This window comes from Mesocryomonas fontinalis (genome assembly GCF_055730125.2).
In genome coordinates this window covers 210,219-231,409 of record NZ_JBUZWG020000009.1, presented here as the reverse complement: position 1 = coordinate 231,409, position 21,191 = coordinate 210,219, and the positions used below count along the sequence as shown (strand labels likewise).

The following is a 21,191-nucleotide window of genomic DNA, read 5'->3' as shown; positions in this document are numbered from 1 at the left end:
CTCTCGAGGATCCTGGTGTCGGGCGCCGAGCCGAACTTGTCGACCTGACCTTCTAGATCACGAGCCCAGCGCTCAGCCTCGGACTTGAGATCGAATGACTTGGCCCGGGGCTTCATTCCACGACGGCGCACCTGCGCTTGCCATCTACCTCTGAGCTTTCGGATCGTCGCCATTGCAATCTCCAGTGGTTCACTGAGAGAGTGCGTAGGATGCCGGCACAGGGGTGCCAAGGAAGCCTCGAAGGGATTTCAGGAAATGTTCGATCCATGGATAGGCGAAAATTTCGGGCAAAACGATAACAGTGTTGGCGGCTCTCGCCTTATGATCCTAGGTGAATCGCATTATACGCATACGCCAGAAGAAATAGGGCAGACCCCAGTCGGCTTCACATCGGACGTGATTAATGAGTGGGCAATAGAGAAGCGACACAAGTTTTTCACCAACCTAATGCAAGTGACAATAGGCCGTCATCACTACAATTTTAAAGAAAATGACATCAAGAATTTCTGGAATTCAGTCGTCTTTTATAACTACGTTCCCGTCTTGGCCGATGGACGGCACCGAAAGCCCACCAACGAAATGTTTCGCATGGGTCCAGAGCCATTGAGGGCGGCCATCGCAATCACCAATCCTTCCGCAATTCTTGTTTGCGGCGACCGATTATGGCGCTGGCTTGCGCCTACGCTAGACGGCATGACTGGGTCCTGGTGGGACTATGCGCTCTATGACGACGGCCAGCAGCTATATGGGCGTATGCACCATCCCGCCATGGCATTCTCATCCGATCGCTGGGCTCCGAGAGTTAGACGTTTGGTAGAGCAGGCAGCTCAGCCTCGACGGGCTGGAGGCATCGGCTGGGATGAGTGAGCTGCTCGACACCGTCGACGAAACGAAAGAGCCTCTGTCGCTCGTGCAGTGCTTGGAAGCGTTCAATCGTAAGGAGCGCTACTGGCTTATTCGTAATGCGCTTGGAGATCCAAATCAGGCTCTAAGCCTGTCAAGTGACTTCCGGAATCGCCTCGAAGCTTTGCTTCGCCTGTCGATCCCTCAGAACGCTTGGTGGGCAATCGACTACCATATCGACTCTCTATTTGGTGCCTTTGTATGCGACAGGCTCCAGGGTGAACTGCAAAGTCCACTTCCCAATCCAGCAATGCCAACAAAGCCCGGTGAATTACCGAACCGGCTTATCAGAGGATCGAACGAAGATTTCGATCTGGTAATCGCATTCGACAGAACTGTTGTGCTGATTGAAGCAAAGGGTCTAACAGCGTGGGGAAATCAGCAAATTGCGAGCAAGTGCAACAGGATGTGGCAGTGGGCTCAGCTTGCTGACCAAGTTGCACCAGTCAATGACTCTCAAAAGGCGATCGAGGTCTATATGGTTCTAACATCGCCCAGACGACCGAAAAAGCTAACAGCCCTAAGTTGGCCAGACTTCGTCAAGCAGAACAATGGTGCTCCATTCTTTATGCCGCTGAACTTATCATCGGCACCTGACAGCTTTCTTGTTCCGGAGCGATGCGATATTAATAAGACGACTTCTCAGACGGGGGAGCACTGGCACATGAGACAGGCTGCCCGTCCTAATCTAGATGCAAGCTGACGGCAGGGGAAGCACCGCCGAACCGGACGTTAAGCTTAGGTGCCGTTCGGCAGCTGAGAAGGCGCAGAGCTATTGCAACCAGTGGGCGACAAGTGCCCAATGCTGCCATATGCTCTCTTGGTCGGCGCACACCATGACGAATATCCTCGCCCGGTCTTTGACAATCGCTTTTATCATGTGCGCGATGGCACATTTCGCACCAACGGCGAACGCGGCCGAGAAGCAATTCGGCCTCTTCAGCGTCGATAGCGAGCACCCCGAGGCGATCCGCATGGACGGCGCTCTCGATGCCGGGTCGGCCCTGAACTTTCGCCGCGCTTTGAACGCTGCCCCAGACGCCAGGATCTTGGTGCTAAACAGTCCAGGTGGGCTCGTGCAGATGGGACTTCTCATCGCCGACGACGTGCACCTCCGGAAGATGGCAACGCTGATTCCGGCTGGATCGACCTGCGCATCCGCCTGCGCCTTCATCTTCTTGGCGGGTGCCGAACGTCGTGCAGACGGTCAGCTCGGCGTCCATCAAGTCTCAAACGACGTCGGCGACCTCGAGTCCGCCCAGCTCTCGATTGCCGACATTATTGAAGTCCTCAACCGCTTCCAGACGCCGATCGACGTCCTGACCATCATGTTCAAGACGCCGGCCACCAATATGCACTTCTTCTCCCCGTCCGAGGTAGCGCTCTATGGAATAAACAGGTCGGCAGGCGCGACACCCGCCGCTGCCCAAGCGACTCCTGTGGACGAGACACCGTCTGTATCCTCACTGCCGAATTCCCCGCCGGCCGCAGCTGACGCCACTGCACCTGCCGTTGCCTCGTTAGCTACCCTCCCTACCCCCGACCTTTCGACCCTGGAGGCCTATACGCGCCGCCCAACGCGAATGGCGCTCTACAGCGGCCTCGACTTCAACGGGCAGGACATCGAAGCCGTGCGCGTCGGAGAGGCCAGCCAGTGCGCCCGTCGCTGCTTTGAGATCGGCCCAGAGTGCAAGGCCTTCACCTACAACGCCGACACCCGGATCACCCGCGGGCCGAACTGCTTTCTGAAGACGGGCAGCGGCGCGATGGACGGCAATGTCATGGCGATCTCCGGACTCCTGCTGAACCGCGCCGAGCAGGACCCAGCACCATTCTCAATGGGCATCATCGATCCCCGCGAAGGAATGGTTGAGGACATCGACCTTCCCGGCCGGGACCTATCTTCGCGAGCCCATCCGACAGCAAGAACTGGCCCGCAATGCAGGCTGGCATGTGTCACCAACGACCAGTGCCAGGCCTTCACCTTTATCAAGCGCAAGAAGGAATGCTGGCTGAAGTCGAGCGTCGGTGAGCCACGCTACAAGCCCGGCATGGTCAGCGGTGGCAAAAAGCTAGCGACGTTCTCGCCGATGTCGGTGATTGCGCTCGAATAGGTTTGTCGGCCGGAACGTCATCCTGGCAATCTGATGACCGCCGCAGACTTGGCCTCTCGGCTACCCTTCGGCTAGGGTCAGCGGCCAACCAGCGTGACGATCGATGGCAGCCAAGACCACACTCAACGCAAAGAACCTCGAAGCTCTCGGCGCCCAGCGTCTATCAGAGCTCCTGATTGAGATCAGCACCGGCAATGCCGCGCAAAAGCGGCGGCTGCGGATGGAGCTCGTCGGCAATCGCAGCAGCGTAGAGCTCGCACGAGAGGTTCGCAAACGGCTGACGAGTATCGCACGAGCCCAGACATTCATCGACTGGCGGAAGGTGAAGGCACTCAAGGCAGACCTCGAGACCCAGAGGAAGACGATCGTCGATGTTGTCGCTGCCAACGATCCAAAAGAAGGCCTGGAACTGCTGTGGCACTTCCTCGCGCTCGCTACACCCATCTTCAAACGGTCTGACGACGGCAGCGGTTCGCTGATCCAGAGCTTCCATCAGGCATGCACCGATGCCGGCGTCATAGCGAAAGCGGCTAGCGTAAATTGCGGCCAGCTAGCGGAGAAGGTGTTCAAGGCGGTTCAGGACAATGGCTATGGCCAATATGACCATTTGATCTCCGCCATGGTGCCGGCGCTTGGGAAGAGCGGCCTTGATCACCTGAAAGGCCTCTTCGTCCAGTGGAGCACTGAACCGAAAGAGAAGGCGGCAAAGGAAGATCGCAAGGTCATCGGCTGGAGCAGCCAAGGCCCGGTCTACGAGGACGAGGTTTACGGCAACCATCGAGATCTCACTGTGCGCCTCGCCCTGCAGGAGATCGCGGACGCCCAGGGTGACGTGGATGCCTACATCGCCCAGCAACCGAAGAACACCCACCAATCACCGATGATCGCGGCCGACATGGCCAATCGCTTGCTATCCGCAGGGCGGGCTAAGGAAGCTCTGACGGCGCTAGATAAAGCGGAGACCAAATCCCGACCGGACGTCCCGTTTGAATGGCAGTTTACTCGTGCCAAAACACTCGATGCACTCGGCCGTGGCGAAGAGGCTCAGGCGTTTCGCTGGGAGTGTTTCGAGCGGTCGCTAAATGATCAGCATCTGCGCGCATTCCTCAAACGCCTACCCGACTTCGATGATGTCGAGGCGGAGGCGAAGGCACTTGCTTATGCCCAGGGCTTCTCTGACATTCACCGTGCACTGGTATTCTTTCTCGGCTGGCCTGCTCTCGGTGAAGCGGCGAAGCTCGTCTTGAATCGACGGCAGGAGTTGGATGGAAATCTGTATGAGGTGATGACTCCAGCTGCTGAGGCTCTCGCCGAGAGACACCCGCTCGCAGCTACCACCGTCCTGCGCTCCATGATCGACTTCATCCTCGATGGCGCCAAATCCAGCCGCTACAGGCACGCTGCGCGGCATCTTGTGGAGTGTAATGCCCTCGCCCGGCGCATCACCGATCTCGATAGCGCGGTATTGCATCAGGTATATCTGACGAACCTCCAGCGCCGACACGGAAAGAAGTATGGCTTCTGGGAGATGGTCTCATAGGATATCTGCCGTCGCAAAGCTGCCTACCCGGATAGCGTGCCGTCTCAGAGTTCAATTTAGCGGCTATTTACCCTTGGCCGGCTCACTCCAGCGCTTCTCGCGCTCCGCTTCGATCTGAGCGCGACGCTGTTTTTCAACCGCCCGGGCGCGATCCTTCTTGGTAGCCGACAGGCTGACCACGTTTGGTCCCAGCCCTTTCTGGCCCGCTAATGAACCAGCCGAACCGCGAAGCCGACGCAAAGCGCCGAGAATGGACTGTAGAATACCCATAATCGCTTCCTGAAGGAATTACCGGCTGCGCCACGACACTGCCCTGCAAGCCTATCACCAAATGCTCCTCCCAGACACTTGGATCGCCGACCAGCCGCGGGGCTAGACGACAAAGACGAGAACGACGTCGCGGCGACAGCCGGTGGAGCTTCGTATAGCAGAACACGCAGCTACCGAAGCGGCGGAATCGTAGCTGGCGGACATCTAAAAGTCGCCTCGTCCGGCATCAATGTCTCACGACTTCGTCTTGCATGGCAGCTATGCATCCGGCAGCGTTTCTCGGTGAAGCCGAGTTGAGAAACGATTTTTCGCTTCACAGCGCTGTGATCTGTATAATGGCGTAGCATGGCGATGCACCAATGGTTCTCATTGGCAGGTCGATGCTTCAAGGCATCGAATGAAAATCGCAGTTTTTAGCACGCAGGCTTATGACCGGCGCTTCCTTGACGAGGCGCTGGCGAAAGGCGGGACGGGCGATCGCTTCACCCTCGTCTACCAGGACGCCACCCTCTCGGCACAGACCGCCGTGTTGGCGAAGGACTGCGACGCTGTCTGTGTCTTCGTCAACGACGTGCTCGACGCCGCAGTGCTAAGCAGCCTCCAGGATCTCGGCGTCCGCGCCGTTCTTCTGCGCTGTGCCGGTTTCAACAATGTGGACCTAAAGGTCGCTGCTGATCTCGACTTCTTCGTCGCCCGCGTTCCCGCCTATTCGCCGGAGGCGGTCGCCGAGCATGCGATCGCCATGATCATGACCCTCAACCGCAACACTCACCGTGCCTACAACCGGGTGCGCGAGGGCAACTTCCAGCTCGACGGCCTCCTTGGCATCACGCTGCACGGCAAGACCGCCGGCATCGCTGGCACCGGCAAGATCGGCCTTGCCACCGCCCGCATCCTCGCCGGCATCGGCTGCACGGTGCTCGGCTACGACCCAGTGCCCTCGCCCGGATTCGTCGGCGACATGGTCGACCTGCGCGAACTCCTTGAGAGATCCGACATCGTGTCCCTGCACTGCCCGCTGGTCCCCGCGACCCAGCACATGATCAACGCCGAGACGCTGGCGCAGATGAAGCGCGGCGCCATGCTGGTCAACACCTCGCGCGGCGGCTTGATCGACACGGCAGCAGTCATCGCGGCTCTAAAGTCCGGCCATCTCGGCCACCTCGCCATCGACGTCTACGAGCAGGAGAACGCGCTGTTCTTCCACGACCGCTCGTCCGACATCATCGACGACGACGTCTTCCAGCGGCTGATGACCTTCCCGAATGTGCTCGTTACCGGACACCAAGGCTTCTTCACCGCCGATGCGCTGCGTGAGATCTCCGCGGTGACGCTCGCCAACCTCACCTGCTTCGCCGACGGCAAACCTTGCGGCAACGTCCTCACCTGAGGACGCCAGCCGTTCTGACGCTCCGGCGCTCCCGGCAGACCCCTCGCTGAGGACCGCTTCCTATGTGGCAACAGATCTACGACCCGCTCGGCAACGGCCTTCTGTCGGCCCTCTCGGCGGCCTTCCCCATCCTCTTCTTCCTCGTTGCGCTGACCGTCCTGAAGCTGAAGGGCCTTAACGCCGCACTGCTGACGTTGGCGCTGGCCTTCCTCGTCGCCTTCTTCGTCTTCGGCATGCCGGTGGAGAAGATCGTCGCCGCCGCCGTCTTTGGCATGCTCGGCGGCTTCTGGCCGATCGGTGCAATCGTGCTAATGGCGGTCTGGCTCTACAAGCTGGCGGTGAAGAGCGGCAAGTTCGAGGTGATCCGCGGCAGCATCGCGGCAATATCCGAGGACCAGCGCATCCAGGTAATCCTCATCGCCTTCTGTTTCGGCGCCTTCCTCGAGGGCGCCGCGGGCTTCGGCGTGCCCATCGCCATCTGCGCCGCGCTGCTTGTCGAACTCGGCTTCCGGCCTGTGAAGGCGGCGATGCTCTGCCTCCTCGCCAACGCGGCCGCGGGCGCCTATGGCGCGATCGGCATCCCCGTCTTGGTCGGCGCGCAACAGGGCGGCGTCGATCTCGCGGACATGTCGCTGATGATGATCGCCATCGTGCAATTCTCCACCTTGTTCGTGCCGACGCTATTGATCCTGGTGCTCGACGGCTGGCGCGGCCTGCGCGAGACCTGGCCGGTGTTGCTGCTGATCGGCGTGCTGTTCAGCGGCGTCCAGACGGCGACGCTTCTGCTTCTCGGCCCGGAGCTTACCGATATCATCGCGCCGCTGGTCTCGATGGGCGCGCTCGCGCTGTTCATGCAGGTCTGGCGTCCGCACCACATCTACCGCGAGGACGGCGCGCCGCCGATCTCCGACCAGCGTTGGACACTGCCCCAGGTGATCGCCGCCTGGTCACCCTTCTACATCCTCACCGGTGCCATTCTGCTCTGGAGCTTGCCGGCCTTCAAGGCACTGTTCGCCGTTGGCGGCCCGCTCGCCGTCACCACCCTGAGGCTGGCAATCCCCTTTCTGAACGGTGCAGTGCAGGAAATGCCGCCGGTTGTCGCAGCGGCGCACCTACTACCGGCGGTGTGGAACGTCGCGCTGATCGCCGCGCCCGCCACTGCCATCCTTCTCGCGGCCCTTCTCACCACCGCCCTGTCACCGCGACTTTCCTTCGCTTCGGCCGGCACGCAGCTGAAGCTTGCTGCGACCGAACTATGGCGCCCGCTGACGATGATTTCGCTGATCATGGCGGTGGCCTACATCGCCAACTTCTCCGGCGGCTCGTCGAGCATCGGCCTTGGCCTTGCTAAGACGGGAAGCTTGTTCCCGCTGATCGCGCCGGTAATCGGCTGGCTCGGCGTGTTCATCACCGGCTCGGTGGTCAACAGCAACACGCTGTTCGCCCATCTGCAGGCCGTCACTGCCACTCAGATCGGCACCAGCCCCGCCCTCCTCGTTGCCGCCAATACGAGCGGCGGTGTCATGGCCAAGCTGATCTCGCCCCAGTCGATCGCCATCGCCGCAGCCGCTGTCGGCATGGTCGGCCGCGAATCCGATATCATGCGCACCACCCTCGGCTATAGCCTGGCGCTGCTGGCTTACGTATGCGCTTGGGCAATGATGCTCTCAGTCGTGATGACTGTGGGCTAATCGCCAGCTTGGGGGACGTCACAAGGCATTGCAGCTAACACTGAGTAGCGTTGACCGCATAAACGATGGCTGATGCCTTGTTACCTCTTCGCATCATCGCCTGGAACTGCACCGGTGGGATCGCTCGTAAGCTCGGGCACGTCAGAGATCCGCAGCCCGATATCGCCGTCCTGTCAGAAATCGGCGTCGAGTGTGTCGAGCTTTTCGGTGGGCCTCAGAAAGTCGCTTGCGTAGGACACGAAGGTAAGCGCGGACTGGCTGTTGTAGGCTTCAACGGTTGGACCAATGAGACGCAAGCGGTGCCCGATGCGCTGGAGCGCCTGTTCCTTCCTGCCATCGCCCGAAAAGGCGATCTGGAGGTCCGCGTTCTTGGATGCTGCGTGAAGGATAGCTCCGGCTACGCCCTGCCCGTCCTCGGCGCCCTCGAGCGCTATTGCGAGTTTCTGAGCGTAGGCCCCGCCATCGTCGCCGGCGACTTGAATCTTACCGTTCGCCTCGATGCTAAGCGATCAGCCACGCGTCGATGCCAGCCGGTCATGGATCGGTTCGCTGACCTCGGTTTCAGAAGCGCCTGGCACGAGCATTCGGGTGAGGGCTACGGCGCGGAGAGCGTGCCGACCCATTTCTGGCGCTGGCAGGCGACGCAGGAGGCCGCATTCCACATCGACTACATGGCTATCCGGCATGTGGAGATCGGGACGCATGCTGACTTCGTCGCGACTGCCGTCAGCGATCATGCACCGCTTATTGCGGACCTGGAGCTTCAGTAGCTGCGCTACCCGTAGCGGCCGGCCAGTTTGCAATCGACCCATCCAAAAAGCTCTGCAGTGCATCGGCAGCATCGTTAGCGAGTGCGGCACCGAGGCAGTATCCTAGGCCGCCATTTTCATCTCTTAGGGCTATCGAATTGTTCTCGACCGCAGCCTGTCGAAGGAGATGGATAAGGTGGCTCAAGTGAAGATACGAAGGGGCATCACGCATTTCTCTGAACTCGATCTGTTGAACCCACTAAGATCACTTCGTTGAAGGCGATGTCAGTGCGCCGATTGGGAGTCGGCGCACTGCTCGACATTGGTCCGGCTGGGTGTAGCTCGTTCCAATACAGTCCGCGAACAACGATCTGCATTGCAAAAAGTAGCAAGGATTGAGCTCAGTGCGCCTCACCCGATAGGGTGAGAGTGAAATCAAATGTTTGCGCTGGCTCTACTACCGGTGGCATCTTCGAAAATGCCGCAATGTCTAAGCATTGCGCGTTGGGCAGTTAGTTTGGAAGCAGAAGTGTCTGAAGCGCTGATCGATCTGATCTACGAAGCCGGCATCAATTCAGAGCTCTGGCCCAACGTTCTCGATAAAATGTCCACCTTTGCAAAAGCCGAAGGCGGCGTGTTGTTCGCAGCCGGAACAGGGGCTCCTCATTGGACCTCTTCGCTGAGCATGCGGCCCCATTTCGAAGCATTCGTCTCCGAAGGATGGGCCGCACGGAACACGCGAGGCGACGCCGCCTTCCGCCAGCGCCTTGCCAGCTTCGTTACGGACCATGACACCCTCCCCATCACGGAGATCGAAAACAGCCCGCTCTATCGCGATTTCTTTCGCCCGCGTGGGCTAGGCTGGTCGATCGGGACGTCGATTGTTCCGCTGACCGGCGACGTTCTCGTGGTGAGCCTCGAACGGCGCTATGAGCTCGGCCCGGTGGAAGACTCGGTCAAGGCCATATTGGATCCCCTGCGCCCGCACCTAGCGCGTGCAGGCATGGTAGCGGCGCGACTGGGCCTTGAACGAGCGCGGGACACGGTGGCCGGGCTGAACATGATCGGCTTAGCGGCTGCCGTGATCTCGGCGTCCGGTGTCGTCGTCGCCAGCAATAGCCACTTCGATGAAATGGGCGAGTTTGTCACCCTGCGAGCCTTCGACCGTGTCTCTCTTAATGAAACCACCGCCAACCAGTCGCTCGGTTATGCTCTCGACGCTTTGGGCACAAGGGACGGACGGCCACGGCCACCAATGACATTCCCCTTGCCAGGACGCGACGGTAGCGTCCCCGCGATTGCCCACCTCGTCCCGCTGGTTGCGACAGCCCGTGATATCTTCAATCGCGGCGATGCGCTGCTGATCGTTTCTCGCATCGGACAAGGCGGCGTGCCGGACGCCTCGATACTGGAGGCAATCTTTGACCTAACTCCTTCGGAGTCTCGAATTGCGCGGAGGCTTGCTGAAGGAGTCTCGGGTATCGAGATTGCGAAACAACTCTCGCTCTCCCACGAGACGGTGCGCACCCACACGAAGGCGATCTTCCGCAAGATCGGTGTAAGCCGGCAGGTTGACCTCGTCAGGCTTGTATCTGGACTGCCGCAGGTCGCTTAGCCTGCACTCAGCCTCGCTTGGTCGACGTCACCTCGAGCTGGTAGCGGCTGAGTATATCGGCGAGCGTGGTGCTCTCAAGGATCCTCGTGTCGCGGGCTGAACTGAACTTATCAACTCGGACTTAGATCTCGGCCCCATCGCTCAGCCTAGGACTTGAGATCGAGGCTTTTCGCTCTCGCCTTCATCTCACGACGACGCACCTGCGCTTGCCATCTGCCTCTGAGCTTTCGGATCGTTGCCATTGCAATCTCCAGTGAGTCACTGAGAGAGTGCGTAGGACGCCGGCACCGGGGTGCCAAGAATTAGAATTGATAGCGATGAGCCGCTTCTGCTATCAATATCTTAGAAGGTTTTAGCTGCCTGTGTTAAAGTCTGAGTGGCTCGCGAATTGCGCGTCAAGACCTCGGCGGATAAATGGTAATCATTATTGACGTTAGCTGTTGCAGTATTAAAGCACGCTGTAGCACCTGGCCGCATAGGCACGTCCCTATTGGCACTAGAATTTGACCCGCATCGTTGAAGACGCTGCGGCTGATAATCTGCGGTTTGCGGCGGCGGTTGATTGCGCGCAACTTGGGGTATGGGACGCCGACCTCGTCAACAATACCTGCTACTACTCACCGAGCTGGAAACGAATGCTCGGATACAAGGACCACGAACTTCTGAATCGTCCGGATCTTTGGCTCGAGTTCGTTCATCCTAGCGATCGCGCGAATGCTCTCGCAAGCGGAGAGCACCACATGGGCGGTCACTCAGTTGCACTCGAGTCCGAGTTCCGCTTGCGCCATCGAGATGGTCACTGGGTATGGGTCCTCGATCGAGGCCAAGTCATCGAGCGAGATGCCCTTGGGTCGCCGACGCGCATGGTTGGTGTCCAGACTGACATCACGGCGCAGAAGGAAGCCGCAGCCCGGTTTCAATTGCTCAACCAGCGAATTGAACTCACACTTGATGCGAGTGGAATTGGCTTGTGGAGCTTTGACACACATACCGGCCGTATCCTTTGGGATGCCCGGATGCGCGAGATCTACGGCATTGGCTTCGGACCGGAGGAGGTCCCAAAGGAAACGTGGCATGGCAGCCTTCATCCTGATGACGCCGCTGCAGCGGAGGCAGCCGCTGCAGCGCTTATAGAAACCGGATCCCCCGTCCGGATGACCTATCGCATCGTGCGACCGGACGGTGTCGTGCGGCATGTCTTCGCCATGTCCCGCCTCGTCAAGACACTGGACCAGCCGCCTCTCGTCGTTGGCAGCATCTGGGACGTTACTGAACAGGTCGATCGCTCAGAAGCACTAGCTGCGGAGAAGGAGCGCCTTCGTGTGATCCTGCGCTCCATTGGTGATGCTGTTTTCGCTACGGATGAGCGTGGAGTGATTACATTCGCCAATCCAGCGGCCGAGAGACTGCTGCTATTGGAGCAATCCGAGCTGTTGGGTCAGCAAGTTCAAGAGCTCCTACCACTTCAAGACGAGCGGACCGGGGAACGGCTCGATCCAGTTAATCCCACGATTCCTGCCGGCGAAAGCGAACCACACAGCCATGAGCAATTGGCTATCTTTGTCCGCCGGGACGGCGAGCCACGCTCTGTCCGCGACACAGCCTCGCAATTCTTCAGTGCTGTGGGGGATCTCATCGGAACGGTGGTTGTCGTGCAGGACACGACAAAAGAAAGGGGCCGACAGCGGGAATTGGAATATCTTGCCGAGCACGACGGACTGACAGATCTTTTGAACCGCTCGGCATTCGACGCAGCGCTCACCCGGGTCATCGAGGATCCTAATTGCCGTGACATTCAAGCGCTGTTCTTCCTCGACCTAGATCGCTTTAAAGTCATCAATGACAGTGTGGGTCATGCTGGGGGCGATGCACTGTTGAAACTCGTGGCCACAGCGATGACGGCAGCCCTGCCGAAAGATGCATTTATCGCGAGGCTAGGTGGCGACGAATTCGCTGTCCTTCTCGAGATCGGCAATTTGGACGATGCCTACCGCGTAGGGTGTGCACTCGTGAACGCCATCGGTGCTCAGCAACTTTGCTGGGCCGGACACTCCTACACAGTGGGTGTCAGCATCGGAGTAGTTATCTTAAGGGATGCGCCCGCCGAACCGCTGACGACTCTCTCTCTTGCAGATGCGGCTTGCTACACATCCAAATCGCGCGGTCGTAACAAAGTCTCCATCTACGATCCGAGTGGCGATCAGCATGGCAGCGGCTTCGCCGAGGTGCGGGCCGCTTCCGAGCTGCTGAAGGCGCTTAGCGAAGACCGGCTGGTGCTTTATGGCCAGGAGATCCGAGACCTTTCGTCGCCCATGCGGCGGTCTCGACGGATTGAAGTTCTAGCCCGTCTAACCAAACACGACGGTTCGCTGATCATGCCGAGCGAGTTTATACCAGCCGCTGAACGGTTCGACTTGATGGGCCAGCTCGACCAGCGAGTCATCCAGCGATCCCTCAAAGCCCTAGCCGGCGTTAGCGAAGCGGACGGCCCGCTACAACTATCGATCAATCTTTCAGCCATGTCGCTGAGCGACCCCGAGCTTTGGTCTTTTGTCGCATCTCAACTGAAATCTACCGGCGTGTCAGCACGCCAGCTCGGTTTCGAGATTACAGAAACAGCGACGGTGAATAACTTCTCAAACGCAGAGCGGTTTGTCCGAGAAGCTCGTCAGGCCGGCTGCCATATTAGTCTTGATGATTTCGGTGCAGGACTTTCTTCGTTTGCTTACCTTCGCCGCTTCCCAATCGACTGCATCAAGATTGACGGAGCGTTCGTGCAGGACGTTGCCGACAATAGTCTCGATCAATCGATTTGTGCTGCTATTGGAACAATCGCAGCTGAACTAGGGATCGAGGTCGTAGCAGAGCGCGTCAGCAATACAGCAGGCGTCGAACTCCTGCGTGCTCGCGGCATCGGCTTTGGACAGAGCTTCTTCCTTCACCGTCCGGAGCAGCTTGAAGACCTGCTTCAATGCACACTCTTGGAATGACTGCAGAGTGAAGCGGAGTAAAGGCGAGCTGCTCTACAAGCTTGGGATAGTCAGTGGGGCAAGAAGCTCCGCACGTTTTCGCCAATTTCGATCATGAAGCTGGAGTAACTTTAAGCATTGGCATCAGCAAAAAGCACTCCCAGTTGCCGCGGTCCTTCACTTAATATGTTTGGACTATTCCAACGCGTCTCGCGCTCGGCTTCGATCTGAACGCGACGCTGCTCCTAGGCCGCCAAGGCGCGATCTTTCTTAGTGGCCAACAGGCTGACCACGTTTGGCCCCAGACATTTCTCGCCCGCTGATAAATTAGTCGAACGGCGAAGCCGACGCAAAGCGCCGTCAATTGACTGTAGAATACCCATAATCGCTTCCTGAAGGAATTACCGGCTGCGCCACGACACTGCCCTGCAAGCCTATCACCAAGTGCTCCTCCCAGACACTTGGATCGCCGACCAGCCGCGAAGCTAGACAGCAAAGACGAGAACGACGTCGCGGCAACAGCCGGTGCAACTTGGTATAGCAGAACACGTAGCTACCGAAGCACTGGAATCGTAGCTGGCGGACAATTCACAGTCGCCTCGTTCGACATCAACGCCCCACGAGCACGCCTTGCATGGCAGCTATGCGTTCAGCAGCATTTCTCGCTGCGGCGCAATATGGTCATCTCGCAGTGCATCGTTTCCTCCCAGATCCAATGCATAAGCTAGCCCGCTCCGGTTCGCCGCAGCGGGCTTTTTTTTGGCCGGCGCGCTGTTGGCGTTTCGTCCACGAAGGTGACGTTGTGCACGAGATTTAGTTAGTCGTCAGTTAGCTACCAGCGGCCGCTGAGTTCGCTTGCCGAGTGAGCGACAGGCATTCGCGCGGGACTTTGCGCGAGGCTTAGTGCCGGCGCCGTTACGGGCGGCAGATGGCAGCGGATGCGGCTGTTGTGCTTCAGCCGAGTGGGGAATGGGGCCGGGCGGTCTTGTAGTCGGCCTGCCTGCGCGTGAGCGTCGCTCCCACCTCGCCGGAGTTCAGGACCCGATGAAACTTCTATTCCCCAATCAGGCATCAATCCCTTCGTCGGCTGCGACGACGTCTAGGACTTTGACATCGCCGGACGCGCAAACTCACTCGGGTTAAGAATATTCGCTACTGAGTCAGCGACTTACGAAGCGACCCTCACGAGCAGAGAGGAACTTTTTTCAACTGCATATCTTTTAAAAAGTGAATGAAAGCATGCCTAGAAGGCAGTAATGCCACTCTGGAGACTCCACATGCCCGAGCGTCCCTACACAATCAAAAAAGCTGACGATGGAAGCTGGTCAGTCCTCGACATGTCGACGGAGCTACCGGTTACTATTTGTAAACGGCTCTTAAGCTGCCTTGAGCATCGTGAAGCGCTGGACGCGATTTCACTTCTAAGCATAATAGAGCGCATGAAGAGCGGCACCGCAAAGCCCGCAGCTGGCTCAGGAAATATCGGTTAGAACCTCTAATCTGGGCGCCATCTACCGCGACCGTCGTTGCGGACGATCTGCCCCGATAGCAGCTGTGGACATGCTTGGCGTCTGCCGGCAGCTGGCCATTCCAGCTGAGGTCTGTGTGCTGTGTCAGCGCTACCCGACGACGCTGGCAGCCTCTGCCAGACCCTCCGGATAGAGCGCTGCGATTTCGAAGCGGGAAGCCGGCATGGGACGACCAAACAGATATCCCTGTCCCTCATCGCAGAACTGCCGCATCAGCGCGGCTTGCGGCGCGGTCTCGATTCCTTCTGCGATCACCTTTAGGTCGAACCCGTTGGCGAGCTTGGCAATGGCCTCGACGATCGTCTGATCCTTTCGGCTCCTGTCGACGCCGCTAACGAAAGAGCGGTCGATCTTCAGGCGGGTGACCGGAATATCCTTAAGCATGGTCAGAGAGGCATAGCCGGTTCCATAGTCGTCAAAGGCGATGCCAACGCCCATGGCCAGCAGCTCGCTCAGATCGGATGCAATGCCCGCCTCGTTACGCAAGATGATGTTTTCTGTGATCTCGAGTTCCAGGGCCTCCGGCGGCAGATCGAAATCCTCCAATGCCCTCTGGACGATCGACGGTAGGTCCTTCGAGCGGAACTGCGCGGCGAACAGATTCACCCCGATCCTGAACCCCGGATTTCCCGCGGCACGCCACAGGGCCGCCTGCCGGCAAGCGGTGTTCAGTATCCATTCCGAAACGGGTCGGGCGAGGAGGCTCGTCTCCAGCACGGAGAGGAAGGCGGTCGGCGCGATCAATCCGCGCTCGGGATGGTTCCAGCGGATTAGCGCTTCGGCCCCCGAAAGCGCGCCGTCCCGAAGACGGACCTGGGGCTGATAGAAGAGCTCGAATTCCTGTCGCTCCCAGGCTTCGCGAATGCCGGAACTGATCGAAGTCCGCGACTGCACCGCCTGTCGCAGCTCGGGCGTGAACACCCGGATCATCGACCGCCCTTCGGCCTTGGCGCGATAGAGCGCGATATCGGTCTCGTCGAGCAGCCGACCGGTGTCCCAACCGCATCCGGAGGCGAAGGCGATTCCAGCGCTGGCGCCGATGTAGACAGAGCGCTCGCCGATCTCGATCGGCTTTTCGATGGCCTTCACCATCCGCTCGCCGATCGCGTGAATTGCCATGGGGTCCACAGAACCGGTCGTGAAAATGACGAACTCGTCGCCGCCGAGACGCGAGACTAGAAAAGCTTCGCCAGCCTCTTGGGTCAACCGCTCGGCGACGACCTGCAACACCGCGTCGCCGGCAGCATGCCCGAGACTGTCGTTGACGTCCTTGAAGCCGTCTAGATCGACCATGAGGGCAGTCGCCGGCAGGCCCTCGCGGCTGGCCGCCTTCATCCGGTCGGCGAGCACCGTGCGGTTGGCGAGCTTAGTCAGGTAGTCGAACTCGGCGGCATGCCGGAGCTTGGCCTCCTCGTCACGCCGATCGGTGATGTCGCGGACGATGGCGCCGAAGAACGGCTCCCCCGCCTCGGTCCATTTCGACAGCGACAGCTCGATCGGAAATTCCTCGCCGTTGCGGCGATAGGCGGTGATGGTGATCAGCTTCCCGACCAGCTTTGTCTCCCCCCCGCTTGCGGCGCGTCGAAAGCCTTCGCCATGGCGCTCGCGCATCGCCGGGGGAACGATGATGTCCAGCTGCCGGCCGATGGCCTCCTCCGGGGCATAGCCGAACATTCCCTCGGCTGCCCTGTTCCAGGAAATGATGGAATTCGACCCGTCGGCACAGATGATTGCGTCGGACGAGGTCGCGGCGATCGCGTTGAACTGCCGCCTGACATCCAGCTGCGCCCGGGCGAGGCGCCGCGCCTCGAGCCGCTCCATCACCATGCGGCCGAGATAGGCCAGCGTCTCCCGGTCCTCCGCGGAGAATGCGGCACGCGGCGCCAGGTCCATCAGGCAGAAGCTGCCGATCACCAAACCTTCCGGGGTTGCCAGCGGCGCCCCGGCATAGAACCGCACGGGACCGTCAGCTGATTGAAACGGCGCCGCGGCGAAGCGCGGGTCCTTAGCGGCATCGAGGACGACCATCACCGCCCGGTCGAGGATGGCATAGGTGCAGAACGACCCCTCCCGTGCCGTCTCGCAGGCGTCGAAGCCGATCCTTGTCTTGAAAAATTGTCGATCCTGGGCGACCAGCGAGACGAGGACGATCGGCACGTCGAACAGCCGTCGCGCGAGCCCGGCAATGTCGTCGAACTCCTTCTCGGGGTCGGTATCCAAAACAAAGTAGGCGCGCAATGCCGCAAGGCGGTCTGCTTCGTTCTCAGCAAGCGGATAGGTGGCTTGACTCATGGATGGCTCACAAGACGACGGGCGATCAAGAGTTAGCCTGCAACCTTTAATTTATTGGCTTACGTGTTGTCATGCCAACGGCGCACGATGGCTCTACGCCGCTCCGCTCCAAAGGCACCAAAACGCCGCCAGCTGTTTCAGGCAGACTGGAGCGCCAAGCAGAAAACCTCGCAGCATGGCTGCCTACGCTCAACCTCTGCATCATGACTAAGGCTTCGGCCTGCTGCCGGTCTGACGGACACGAACTTGGGCTATTTGCGCTCGCTTCTCGACGACCTTGGCGGCTGAGCGCCCGATAGGGGCGCGACAAATCGAGAGGCTGCTTTTCTACAGCCACTGCACCGCGGTTGTGGCTACCGAGCGCGGTCAGATAATGTCCAGCCGACACCACTCCGGCCGGAGCAGCTATATGACGATCTAACTAATTGTTGTGGCTGATCATTTTGGCGGAGAAGGGGGCCGCCATATCAAGGTGCAGTGAAGGACACAGACATGCAATAACCTATAGTCTATCAATAAGTTAGCTTTATCATACCAGTGCGACAGCGTCTATCGACATACCACATAATTCGGCCTACGATGTGGGCTAATATGTGGGGTACATGCAGACCGGAGGTGACTTGAAAGCCCGCGGTAAACACACAGAGAAAGCGTTAAGTGCGCTGCAGGTGCGCAATCTTAAAGCAGCTGGGCGTTACGGAGACGGCAACGGCTTGTATCTCGTTGTTGACGAGTCTGGAGCTAAGCGCTGGATGCTTCGCACCGTCGTTCAAGGGCGACGGCGAGACATCGGGCTTGGCGGTATTTCTTTAGTCTCGCTTGCTGAAGCTCGGGAAAAAGCTCTGACTTACCGCAAGCTGGCGCGAGAGGGAGGTGACCCGCTCGCTGAAAAGCAAAAGTCGAAAAAAACTATCCCGACGTTTCTCGAGGCAGCTGAGCAGGTGCACGCTGAGCATAAATTCACGTGGCGGAACGACAAACATGCGGCGCAGTGGATTTCAACCTTGCGAAAATATGCAGTTCCCGAGCTTGGGTCTTTGACGCTGGACAAGATCGAGACCCCTCACATTTTGAGGGTTCTTGCCCCCATCTGGCTAACGAAGCCTGAAACTGCTCGCCGCGTTCGACAGCGCTTGGGAACGGTCTTTGATTGGGCAAAGGCAGCAGGACACCGAACGGGTGATAATCCGATAGAAGGCGTAGGACGCGGCCTTCCAAGGCAGACTGTGGGTGCAAAGCATCATGCTGCCTTGCCGTTTGTTGAGGTCCCTCCCTTCGTGAAGCAGTTGCGTTCAGGCGAAACCGGCCTTCTTGCTCGATTGGCTTTCGAATTTCTCATCCTTACGGCCGGCCGAACGAGCGAAATTTTGAATGCGGAATGGCCAGAGATTAGTGAAAAAGATGCGCTTTGGACGGTACCAGCGGCCCGAATGAAGGCAGGCCGCATTCACCGAGTGCCCCTCAGTGCCCGGTGCACGCAGATTCTGGAGCTGGCGAAGCCACTGGCAATGGGTAGCCGCTACCTTTTCCCTGGAAGAACCAGCGAAAAACCGCTGTCTAACATGGTCTTCCAGATGACTCTGCGTCGTATGGAGGTACCCATCACTGCCCATGGTTTCCGGTCGTCGTTCCGTGACTGGGCAGCTGAGGCCACCAGCTTCCCTCATGAAATCGCGGAAATGGCACTGGCCCACACGATTGAAAACAAGGTCGAGGCGGCATACCGGAGAGGCGACATGCTCGAAAAGCGGCGGGAAATGATGGGCGCTTGGTCAGCTTATGTCAGCAATGATACGGCGAATAGCTGATGGGGAACGGCAATAAAATGGCCAGCAAAGCTTGGCTAAATTTTTATAAAACACAGAAAGCAGCCGAGGATCCGGAGTTACCGGTGAATGCCGGCTCTTTCTTCCACAAGACGTGGAAGAGATATGATTTCGCCTATAATCTAGATATACTCGCAGATAAACGGCAATCCTTCTTTGCTCATAAACAAATGGTCGCTGCAGGTCTTTTTAGCGAGATTATCGTTCCCTCAGATCATAAGATGCGCCGCGACGCGATGATAGTTGCCGGAATGAAGGAAATCGAGGCACTAGAACACAGCTTTCGCACGCAATACCGTGAAGTCGGCGCGATTACCGACGTTGTACTCAGATACACCGGGATGGGATTCAATTTCCTCGAAGAAATATATTACCCTTGTGGGGGAATATCTGCCTTTATTGGTAGCAAAGATGGGAAATACATTAGTAGTGCGTTCCAAAATAGAAAAAGAGCTATTGAGACCATGCTGGAGCTCATAAGAATTATGGATTACGTGGCCGTAGCCACACCAAGCAAAAGGTCCCTGCGACCGGGAATACAGAATGCGGTCGAAGCATTTTTGCTTGCTAACCCAAGAATAGATGGCAAAAACCCAGTTTTGCAAAAACGTCAGATTTTAAAATACTGGATAGAGTACAAGGACGCTTTACCACTTTTGTACGCCGCATCCACCATTAAATACAACAATTCAGATATGAACTTAATTAGCGCATTGACGTACGGCGATTTTGAGCATTATTATTCAGGATTAGACTTTGAAATCAATGTAATTTTAGGCAAGGCCAACCATATAATGGATAGACTCTTTCGTGTTACCGCCGACACATCAATATATGACCACTTGAAGTCGAGGATTCCGGTGTTGCCGATGCAGGAGATGCCGGCGCCGGAACTTTCGGCTGACGTGCGACTCGCAGTTGAACAAATCTTCCGTCTGTCAGCGCTTGGGGGCTCGAAAAAGCGCCTCAGCTCAGAAACGAGCTAAGTCAAGTGCAGTGTCGTTTTGCACCGTGCAGGCGCTGACCGCATAGTGAGATTTGGAACTGCAAATATCGGGGTTAAATCAAGATCTTTAAATGTACTCCTGTACACAACAGGAGCACCCAAATGAAACTCAATTGCACACCCGCACCTTTTCCCCAGGACGGGTTGGTCCGTCTTTCTCGAATCCTAGCTCCGCTAGGCCCCATTCCCGTTAGCCGCAGCACTTGGTTTGCTTGGCGGCGGCAAGGGAAGGCGCCCAGCCCAATCATGCTTTCGGAGCGCATCAGCGCGTATCGAGCGGAAGACATTCACTCCCTTATCGCAACGCTCTCCAAAGAGGTGGCTTGAATGTCGGACGATCCGACAATCGGCGATCAGCTGGATCGCATCCGCGCCAACCTCACCGCCTTGCAGGTCGATAGCCGGAAGCAGAAGCATCTAGCAGCTCAAGAAGCCGCAGAACTTGGGATTTACGCTTCTCGTACCATGCATCGGTGGATCCAATTTATTTCCGATCCGTACTGGGATGACCAGCGGAGCCGCCCCCGGAGGAACAGGAAGTCGAAAACGGCAGCGATCCGTTTTGCCATCAGGCGTGCCATGCCTAAAGGGCGCGTCTGGCAGCAAAGAGCCAGCATGTACTACCGTGCGGTTCAGTATCTTCTAGACGGTGGCGTGGAGGTGGACGAGATTGCTGCAAATCTCGAGTCCCATGGTGTCAAAAAGCTGGCAGACGCCAAGGCGGAGGCAGGAGCCCTCAAGGCAACGAAGACATCCACGAAAGCCTTTGATCCGACGAGCAAACTCCCTCTAGAAAATATCAGTACTCCTGAACAGCAAGACGGGCCTGACGGTGAAGGGACCGATAAGAACAAGGAAGCAGAGCAACTCCACAAAACCACCGAAGGCTCCAGAACGCAGTCATCGACTAAGGCGTCCGTCGTACTGCTGAACAAATCCAAGTTGCTTAAAATGCCAATCAACGAGAAAATCTATCTTAAAGCAACAGTGGCGGGCCTGCCTCCCGCGTACAAGATCACGATCCTCGATTGGTACCCAGTAGCCCAAGATTTCTCGAAGGGCAAAAAGTAAAAAGATCGCCGTATTGGCGGCAGGAAGGCGCAGGGTAGACCAGCGCCTTCCTGTTTTCGCGTCACGTAAATGACTGTGTGCAAGCCAATTACTGGCATAGCCCTCGCGGTCAACGGGATGTTCCCTAACTGCGGCTCGCAATCAGCGAGAACATGTAGAGGTCGAATAGGCCCCTGCATATGACGACTCACGCCTCGAAGACAGCTGAACGCTTCGCAGCCAGTCA

At 58.1% G+C, this 21,191-nt stretch carries 14 protein-coding genes and 1 pseudogene; 12 read left to right on the top strand and 3 right to left on the bottom strand.

What is annotated here, in order from left to right; genetic code table 11:
• Positions 1-173 (bottom strand): annotated as a pseudogene (locus ACZL02_RS20845) (site-specific integrase); the annotation flags it as partial.
• A gap of 82 nt (positions 174-255) precedes the next feature.
• Between ACZL02_RS20845 and ACZL02_RS20840 the strand changes: the two are divergent.
• From ACZL02_RS20840 to ACZL02_RS20825, 4 genes are all read left to right on the top strand, one after another.
• Positions 256-867, top strand: coding sequence for a hypothetical protein (locus ACZL02_RS20840; RefSeq protein ID WP_472940798.1), 612 nt, complete (start codon positions 256-258; stop codon positions 865-867).
• Positions 860-1,606: a hypothetical protein gene (locus tag ACZL02_RS20835; RefSeq protein WP_472940797.1), complete on the top strand. Its 747-nt coding sequence runs from the start codon at positions 860-862 to the stop codon at positions 1,604-1,606. The genes ACZL02_RS20840 and ACZL02_RS20835 overlap by 8 nt, the downstream gene beginning before the upstream one ends.
• 133 nt (positions 1,607-1,739) lie before the next feature.
• A complete protein-coding gene (locus ACZL02_RS20830) occupies positions 1,740-3,017 on the top strand; it encodes a PAN domain-containing protein (protein ID WP_472940796.1) in 1,278 nt (425 codons plus the stop codon).
• 103 nt (positions 3,018-3,120) lie between these two features.
• On the top strand, positions 3,121-4,557 hold the full coding sequence (locus ACZL02_RS20825) for a DUF6880 family protein (protein ID WP_472940795.1): 1,437 nt from the start codon (positions 3,121-3,123) through the stop codon (positions 4,555-4,557).
• A 63-nt stretch (positions 4,558-4,620) separates the two neighbouring features.
• On the opposite strand, the gene ACZL02_RS20820 is transcribed toward ACZL02_RS20825, so the two are convergent.
• Positions 4,621-4,827, bottom strand: a complete 207-nt coding sequence (locus ACZL02_RS20820; RefSeq protein WP_472940794.1) for a hypothetical protein — start codon at positions 4,825-4,827, stop codon at positions 4,621-4,623.
• 397 nt (positions 4,828-5,224) lie between these two features.
• Here ACZL02_RS20820 and ACZL02_RS20815 point away from each other — a divergent pair, with 397 nt between their 5' ends.
• The 5 genes from ACZL02_RS20815 to ACZL02_RS20790 all read left to right on the top strand — a co-directional run bounded on the left by ACZL02_RS20815 (position 5,225) and on the right by ACZL02_RS20790 (position 13,262).
• Positions 5,225-6,217, top strand: coding sequence for a 2-hydroxyacid dehydrogenase (locus ACZL02_RS20815; protein ID WP_472940793.1), 993 nt, complete (start codon positions 5,225-5,227; stop codon positions 6,215-6,217).
• Between the two features lie 62 nt (positions 6,218-6,279).
• A complete protein-coding gene (locus ACZL02_RS20810) occupies positions 6,280-7,908 on the top strand; it encodes a lactate permease LctP family transporter (protein ID WP_472940792.1) in 1,629 nt (542 codons plus the stop codon).
• Between the two features lie 65 nt (positions 7,909-7,973).
• The gene (locus ACZL02_RS20805) at positions 7,974-8,678 is read left to right on the top strand and encodes a hypothetical protein (RefSeq protein ID WP_472940791.1); all 705 of its coding nucleotides are present in this window, start codon (positions 7,974-7,976) and stop codon (positions 8,676-8,678) included.
• 508 nt (positions 8,679-9,186) lie between these two features.
• On the top strand, positions 9,187-10,272 hold the full coding sequence (locus ACZL02_RS20800; protein ID WP_472940790.1) for a helix-turn-helix transcriptional regulator: 1,086 nt from the start codon (positions 9,187-9,189) through the stop codon (positions 10,270-10,272).
• Positions 10,273-10,775: 503 nt separating this feature from the next.
• Positions 10,776-13,262 carry an EAL domain-containing protein gene (locus ACZL02_RS20790; RefSeq protein WP_472940789.1) on the top strand — a complete coding sequence of 829 codons (2,487 nt, stop codon included), beginning with the start codon at positions 10,776-10,778 and terminating at the stop codon, positions 13,260-13,262.
• Between the two features lie 1,598 nt (positions 13,263-14,860).
• Here the strand turns inward: ACZL02_RS20790 and ACZL02_RS20785 are convergent.
• Positions 14,861-17,062 carry a putative bifunctional diguanylate cyclase/phosphodiesterase gene (locus ACZL02_RS20785; protein WP_472940788.1) on the bottom strand — a complete coding sequence of 734 codons (2,202 nt, stop codon included), beginning with the start codon at positions 17,060-17,062 and terminating at the stop codon, positions 14,861-14,863.
• A gap of 620 nt (positions 17,063-17,682) precedes the next feature.
• On the opposite strand from ACZL02_RS20785, the gene ACZL02_RS20780 reads away from it, so the two are divergent.
• The 3 genes from ACZL02_RS20780 to ACZL02_RS20770 all read left to right on the top strand — a co-directional run bounded on the left by ACZL02_RS20780 (position 17,683) and on the right by ACZL02_RS20770 (position 20,965).
• A complete protein-coding gene (locus ACZL02_RS20780; protein WP_472940787.1) occupies positions 17,683-18,870 on the top strand; it encodes a tyrosine-type recombinase/integrase in 1,188 nt (395 codons plus the stop codon).
• Positions 18,870-19,874, top strand: a complete 1,005-nt coding sequence (locus ACZL02_RS20775) for a hypothetical protein (protein ID WP_472940786.1) — start codon at positions 18,870-18,872, stop codon at positions 19,872-19,874. Before ACZL02_RS20780 ends, ACZL02_RS20775 begins: the two co-directional genes overlap by 1 nt.
• 347 nt (positions 19,875-20,221) lie before the next feature.
• The gene (locus tag ACZL02_RS20770) at positions 20,222-20,965 is read left to right on the top strand and encodes a hypothetical protein (RefSeq protein WP_472940785.1); all 744 of its coding nucleotides are present in this window, start codon (positions 20,222-20,224) and stop codon (positions 20,963-20,965) included.
• Positions 20,966-21,191 lie beyond the last annotated feature (226 nt).

What these genes read in the sequence shown, in the direction of transcription:
- ACZL02_RS20840 (WP_472940798.1), top strand. Translation starts at nt 256, where the DNA reads ATGTTCGATCCATGGATAGGCGAAAATTTCGGGCAAAACGATAACAGT.
- ACZL02_RS20835 (WP_472940797.1), top strand. Translation starts at nt 860, where the DNA reads ATGAGTGAGCTGCTCGACACCGTCGACGAAACGAAAGAGCCTCTGTCG.
- ACZL02_RS20830 (WP_472940796.1), top strand. Translation starts at nt 1,740, where the DNA reads ATGACGAATATCCTCGCCCGGTCTTTGACAATCGCTTTTATCATGTGC.
- ACZL02_RS20825 (WP_472940795.1), top strand. Translation starts at nt 3,121, where the DNA reads ATGGCAGCCAAGACCACACTCAACGCAAAGAACCTCGAAGCTCTCGGC.
- ACZL02_RS20820 (WP_472940794.1), bottom strand. Translation starts at nt 4,827, where the DNA reads ATGGGTATTCTACAGTCCATTCTCGGCGCTTTGCGTCGGCTTCGCGGT.
- ACZL02_RS20815 (WP_472940793.1), top strand. Translation starts at nt 5,225, where the DNA reads ATGAAAATCGCAGTTTTTAGCACGCAGGCTTATGACCGGCGCTTCCTT.
- ACZL02_RS20810 (WP_472940792.1), top strand. Translation starts at nt 6,280, where the DNA reads ATGTGGCAACAGATCTACGACCCGCTCGGCAACGGCCTTCTGTCGGCC.
- ACZL02_RS20805 (WP_472940791.1), top strand. Translation starts at nt 7,974, where the DNA reads ATGGCTGATGCCTTGTTACCTCTTCGCATCATCGCCTGGAACTGCACC.
- ACZL02_RS20785 (WP_472940788.1), bottom strand. Translation starts at nt 17,062, where the DNA reads ATGAGTCAAGCCACCTATCCGCTTGCTGAGAACGAAGCAGACCGCCTT.
- ACZL02_RS20775 (WP_472940786.1), top strand. Translation starts at nt 18,870, where the DNA reads ATGGGGAACGGCAATAAAATGGCCAGCAAAGCTTGGCTAAATTTTTAT.
- ACZL02_RS20770 (WP_472940785.1), top strand. Translation starts at nt 20,222, where the DNA reads ATGTCGGACGATCCGACAATCGGCGATCAGCTGGATCGCATCCGCGCC.